The 5,639-nt window shown below is 65.0% G+C and carries 6 protein-coding genes; 5 read left to right on the top strand and 1 reads right to left on the bottom strand.

Translation table 11 applies throughout. The annotated features are described in order from the left end of the window. The 4 genes from MOV74_RS29895 to MOV74_RS41310 all read left to right on the top strand — a co-directional run. Positions 1–545: efflux RND transporter periplasmic adaptor subunit (locus tag MOV74_RS29895; protein ID WP_246930296.1), on the top strand; the 545-nt coding region annotated here is incomplete at its 5' end. Beyond that, the gene (locus tag MOV74_RS29890; protein ID WP_246930294.1) at positions 545–3,679 is read left to right on the top strand and encodes an efflux RND transporter permease subunit; all 3,135 of its coding nucleotides are present in this window, start codon (positions 545–547) and stop codon (positions 3,677–3,679) included. The genes MOV74_RS29895 and MOV74_RS29890, both read left to right, overlap by 1 nt. A 65-nt stretch (positions 3,680–3,744) precedes the next feature. Then, on the top strand, positions 3,745–3,984 hold the full coding sequence (locus MOV74_RS29885) for a DUF433 domain-containing protein (RefSeq protein ID WP_246930292.1): 240 nt from the start codon (positions 3,745–3,747) through the stop codon (positions 3,982–3,984). Then, positions 3,981–4,202 carry a DUF5615 family PIN-like protein gene (locus tag MOV74_RS41310; RefSeq protein ID WP_369010468.1) on the top strand — a complete coding sequence of 74 codons (222 nt, stop codon included), beginning with the start codon at positions 3,981–3,983 and terminating at the stop codon, positions 4,200–4,202. The genes MOV74_RS29885 and MOV74_RS41310 overlap by 4 nt, the downstream gene beginning before the upstream one ends. Positions 4,203–4,278: 76 nt before the next feature. On the opposite strand, the gene MOV74_RS29880 is transcribed toward MOV74_RS41310, so the two are convergent. Beyond that, on the bottom strand, positions 4,279–4,953 hold the full coding sequence (locus MOV74_RS29880) for a Crp/Fnr family transcriptional regulator (protein WP_097666467.1): 675 nt from the start codon (positions 4,951–4,953) through the stop codon (positions 4,279–4,281). Positions 4,954–5,200: 247 nt separating this feature from the next. Here MOV74_RS29880 and MOV74_RS29875 point away from each other — a divergent pair. Beyond that, positions 5,201–5,639: AsmA family protein (locus MOV74_RS29875; protein ID WP_246930291.1), on the top strand; the 439-nt coding region annotated here is incomplete at its 3' end.

The raw sequence follows: 5,639 nt of genomic DNA, 5'->3' as shown, positions 1-5,639 counted from the left end.
TCACCGAAGTCCGCACCATCGTCGGCGCGCCCGCATCCCCGCAGGCCGGCCCGATGTTCCGCATCGCCGTCAACAACGAGATCGAGCTCGATGCTCAGGTCCCGGCGGTGCACATGCCCAAGCTCAGCTCCGGCGCCACCGTGCGCATCAGCCGCGACGACGCGCCCGATTTGATCGGCCGGGTCCGGCTGGTTGCGCCCGAGATCGACCGCGCCACGCAGCTCGGCCGCGTCCGCATCAGCGTCACCAACAATCCCTCGCTGAAGGTCGGCGTGTTCGCCCGCGCCTCGATCGACGCCAAGCGAAGCTGCGGCGTCTCGATCCCCAAGACCGCGATCGACCATCTCACCATTCAGGTCGTCAAGGGCAACACGATCGAGACGCGCAAGGTACGGGTCGGACTGTCGTCCGACAGCGCGACGGAAATCCTGGAAGGCCTCGACGTCGGCGAAATCGTCGTCGCCGACGCCGGCTCTTCGCTCCATGACGGCGACCAGATCAAGACCATGTTCGCCGATGAACTCGATCGCACGCGGGTACGCTGATGGCTCTCAATATCTCGGCATGGTCGATCCGTAATCCGCTGCCGTCGGTCGTCTTCTCGATCATCCTCCTGATTCTCGGCTGGGTATCTTTCACCAAGCTCGCGGTGACGCGGCTGCCTTCGGCCGACATTCCCGTGATCTCGGTCGTGGTCTCGCAGTTCGGCGCGGCGCCCGCTGAGCTGGAATCGCAGGTGACCAAGACGGTTGAAGACGCGGTCTCCGGCGTCGAGGGCGTGCGGCACATCACCTCACAGATCACCGACGGCGTGTCGGTCACCACCATCCAGTTCGCACTGGAGACCAACACCGACCGCGCCCTCAACGACGTCAAGGACGCGGTGACGCGTGTGCGCTCGAACCTGCCGCAGAACGTCACCGAGCCGCTGATCCAGCGCGTCGACGTCATCGGCCTGCCGATCGTCACCTATGCCGCGATCTCACCCGGCAAGACGCCGGAGCAGCTTTCCTATTTCGTCGACGACGTGGTCAAGCGCGCGCTGCAAGGCGTCCGCGGCGTCGCCCAGGTCGAGCGCATCGGCGGTGTCGAGCGCGAGATCCTGGTCTCGCTCGACCCGGACCGTTTGCAGGCGATGGGCCTGACCGCCGTCAATGTCAGCCAGAGCCTGCGCGGCACAAATGTCGACGTCGCCGGCGGCCGCGCCGAGATCGGCAAGAACGACCAGGCGATCCGCACGCTCGCCGGCGCCAAGACGCTGAGCGACCTCGCCGGCACCATGATCCCGCTGTTCGGCGGCGGCGAGGTCCGGCTCGACGATCTCGGTACCGTCACCGACACCATCGCCGACCGCCGCACCTTCGCTCGCTTCAACGGCGAGCCGATCGTCGCGCTCGGCATCAAGCGTTCCAAGGGCGCCAGCGACGTGAAGGTGGCCGAGGCCGTGCAGAAGCGCGTCGACGCGCTCAAGGCCGCCTATCCGGACGTCGACCTGAAGGTGATCGACACCTCGGTCGAATACACCAACGGCAATTACCACGCGGCGATCTCCACCCTGTTCGAGGGCGCCATCCTCGCCGTCGTCATCGTGCTGCTGTTCCTGCGCGACCTGCGCGCCACCATCATTGCCGCGATCTCGCTGCCGCTGTCGATCTTCCCGGCGTTCTGGGCGATGGACCTGCTCGGCTTCTCGCTGAACCTCGTCAGCTTCCTCGCCATCACGCTGTCGACAGGTATTCTCGTCGACGACGCCATCGTCGAGATCGAGAACATCGTCCGGCACATGAACATGGGCAAATCGCCCTATCGTGCCGCCCTCGAAGCCGCCGACGAGATCGGCCTCGCGGTGATCGCGATCTCGCTGACCATCATCGCGATCTTCGCGCCCGCAAGTTTCATGTCGGGCATCGCCGGACAGTTCTTCAAGCAGTTCGGCATCACCGTCTCGGTGCAGGTCTTCTTCTCGCTGCTCGCGGCGCGCTTCGTCACGCCGGTGCTCGCCGCCTATTTCCTCAAGCACGGCCATCACGAAGAGCCGCCGCCCGGCCGCGTGCTGCGGTCCTATCATCGGATCGTGGCCTGGTCGGTGAAGCACTATTTTATCACGGTGCTGGTCGGCTTCGGGGTCTTTGCCGCCTCGATCTGGAGCATCACGCTGCTGCCGCAGGGATTCCTGCCGGCGCAGGACAGCGCGCGCTCCCTGCTCGCCCTCGAGCTGCCGCCGGGCACTCAGCTCGCCTACACCGAAAAGGTCACCGAGGACATCGTCGCGCGCCTGCGCAAACGGCCCGAGGTGAAGAGCATCTTCGTCGACGGCGGGCGCGTTCCGCCGGGCACCCAGGAAGTCCGGCGCGCGGCACTGATCATCAATTACACGCCCAAAGATGCCCGCGACATCACCCAGCGCGAGCTCGAATTCTCGATCAGCCAGGAGCTGGAGAACATTCCGGACATCCGCTTCTGGTTCCTCGACGAGAACGGCCTGCGCGCCATTTCGCTGGTCGTGACCGGCGTCGACGCCAACATCGTCAACAATTTCGCGAGTGAGCTCGCGACGCAGATGAAGCGGATTCCGACCATCTCCAACGTGATCTCGGAAACCACGCTGGAGCGGCCGGAGTTGCGCGTCGAACCGCGCGCGGATCTCGCCGCGCGGCTCGGCGTCTCGACCGAAAGCCTGTCGCAAACCATCCGCGTCGCCACCATCGGCGATGTCGGTCCCGCGCTCGCCAAATTCGACGTCGGCGACCGACTGGTGCCGATCCGCGTGCAGCTCGAGGATGCCGCGCGCGGCAATCTGAAGACGCTCGAACAATTGCGCGTCCCACTCGGCGAGCGCGGCGAAAAAGGCGGCGTGCCGCTCTCGGTCATCGCGGACGTCAAGCTCGACCAGGGTCCGACCAGCATCAACCGCTATGATCGTGAGCGGCAGGCCACCGTCGCCGCCGACCTCGTCGGCTCCGCCGCGCTCGGCGACGCCACCAAGAAGATCTACGACCTGCCGGTGATGAAGAGCCGGCCGAAGGGCGTGAAGGTCTCTCCCTCCGGTGATGCCGAGAGCCTGAACGAACTGTCCGACGGCTTTGCCACCGCGATCACGGCGGGCCTGATGATGGTCTACGCAGTGCTGGTGCTGCTGTTCGGCACCTTCCTGCAGCCGATCACGATCCTGTTCTCGCTGCCGCTCTCGATCGGCGGCGCGATCGCGGCCCTGCTGCTCACCGGCAAGCAGCTCACCACGCCGGTCTGGATCGGCATTTTGATGCTGATGGGCATCGTCACCAAGAACGCGATCATGCTGGTGGAATTCGCCATCGAAGCCATCCACGTCGGCAAGCCGCGCGACGAGGCCATGATCGACGCCGGCATGAAGCGCGCCCGCCCGATCGTGATGACTACGATCGCGATGGCCGCGGGCATGATGCCGAGCGCGCTCGCGGTCGGCGCCGGCGGCGAATTCCGCTCGCCGATGGCCCTCGCAGTGATCGGCGGCCTGATCTTCTCGACCATCCTGTCGCTGGTGTTCGTGCCCGCGATGTTCATGGTGATGGACGATTTCGGCGCCCTGATCTGGCGCTTCGCCAAGCGGCTGATCGTCCACAGCGAGGATGCCGAGACGGACGGTCATCACGGAGCGGCACCGGAATCGAAGGGCGTCGCACATCGCGCTGCGGAATGAGATTCGAGGCAAGCAGCCAAAGGGACGCACTGACCAAGGGCGCCCCCAGCCGTTATGTTACCCGTATGACTTTCACGCGGATCACGATCGACCCTACGGTCTGCACCGGCAAGCCCTGCATTCGCGGGCTGCGTTTTCCTGTCGCACGGTTGCTTGGCCTGTTGGCGGCCGGCGAGACCCGGGAGTCGGTCCTCAACGATTACCCGTATCTCGAACGCGAAGACATCGATGAAGCGTTGCGCTACGCGGCCTTCCTCGCGGAGGACGAGGCTGTCGAGCTGCCCTCCACTGTTCCGGCATCGTGAAATTCCTCGTCGACATGCCGCTCTCGCCGGCGTTGTCGCGCTGGCTGACAGAGAGGGGTCATGATGCCGTTCACGCCTCCGAGGCGGGCCTTCATGCTGCGAGCGATATTGAGATCATCGAGCGCGCCAGGCGGGAGGCGCGTACGGTCGTGAGGCGGCGATTGGACAGAAGAAGGTGTCCGAACCCGACTGGCAGAGGTTCTATCCGCTCTGACTGAGGACGAGATCCAGGGCAGCATCATCACCATTGACCGGAATCGTGTGCGCGGACGCTGGCTCCCGATCGGTTGGACCCTACTCGTTCCGCGCGATTGCCGTCAGCTTGGTCATGTTCCGCAGCAATATCCGGCCGCGCTGGAGATCGAGGATCGCTTCCTTGCGCCAGGCCTGCAGCTGGCGGTTGACGCTCTCGCGGGCGGCGCCGACGAAGACGCCGAGCTGCTCCTGCGAGATGTGCACCTCGGAGCCGAAATCGGCGGCGAGTGCGCAGAGCCGCCGCGCCAGGCGCACCGGCAGCGGCTGCAGCATGGATTCCTCCATGCGCTCGCTCTGCCAGCGGATGCGCTGGCACAGCAATGCGATGATCTTGATCGCGACCTTCGGCTCGCGTTCGAGGAAGCTGAGAAAATCCTCGCGCCGCAGCACGAACAATTCGCTGGCCTCCCCCGCGGTCGCATCCGCGGTGCGATTCTGGCCGTCCAGCACCGCGACTTCGCCGAACAGGTCGCCCGGCCCCATGAAATTCAACGTCAGCCGACTGCCGTCGGAGGCGCCGGTTTCGATGCGGACCTGACCGCGGCGCACGCCGAACAGCGCGTCCCCGGGATCGCCCTTCTGGAACAGCACCTCGCCGTTCCCCAGATGCTGGGTGTGACAGAGATTGGACAGCCGCTGGAGCTCGTCTGTACCGAGATCCGCGAACATCGCGTTCATCTTCAGAATGACCGCAAATTCGGCCTGCTTGCTCATTTCAATGTCCTTGTGAACGTCCTGGTCAGTTTTCTTGGCAAATCGCTGGAAACCCTCAACATCAGGATCGCGTAAAACCGCGCCGGGGAAGTGTGTCATAAGTCACATAACTTTGCAGCACCCCCTGACTATTTTTACGCGCTTGGAGCCGCTTCCCGTCCGGGGATAAACTCAGGCGCAAAGGATGGGTGCAAAGGGTGGTCGTCCGCGGGATTCGACGCCGATTGTCCGTCGCTGGAAAGTCGAGATGAGAGCAGTGAAATTCGCCGGCGCGGCTCTGGCCGCCGTCATCGTCGTGATCGCAGTCCTGCTGGTGGTCGGGATCCCCTCGGGCTTCCTGACCTCGACGATCGCCTCGCGCGTCGAGAGCGCGACCGGCTATCGCCTGTCGATCGACGGCACCACCAAGATCAGCCTGTGGCCGACGCTGAACGTCACCCTGAACGACCTTACGCTTGCCGACCCCCGGGATCGTAGCGGCGTCACGCGCCTGACGGTCGACAGCGTGCAGGCCGACATGTCGCTCTCCAGCGTGTGGTCGGGCCGCCCTGAGATCAGCGAACTCGTCGTCACGCGTCCCGTGCTCTACCAGCCGCTGCTGCGCGAGCGCCTGCCGAATGCGGGTTCCTCGTCGAAGCCGCTCGCGCCCGATGTCGGCGGCGCGTCCATCGCCCGCGTCAAAGTCA

Source organism: Bradyrhizobium sp. SHOUNA76 (assembly GCF_023006445.1).
Classification (GTDB): Bacteria; Pseudomonadota; Alphaproteobacteria; order Rhizobiales; family Xanthobacteraceae; genus Bradyrhizobium.
This window is presented reverse-complemented; position numbering and strand designations above follow the sequence as displayed.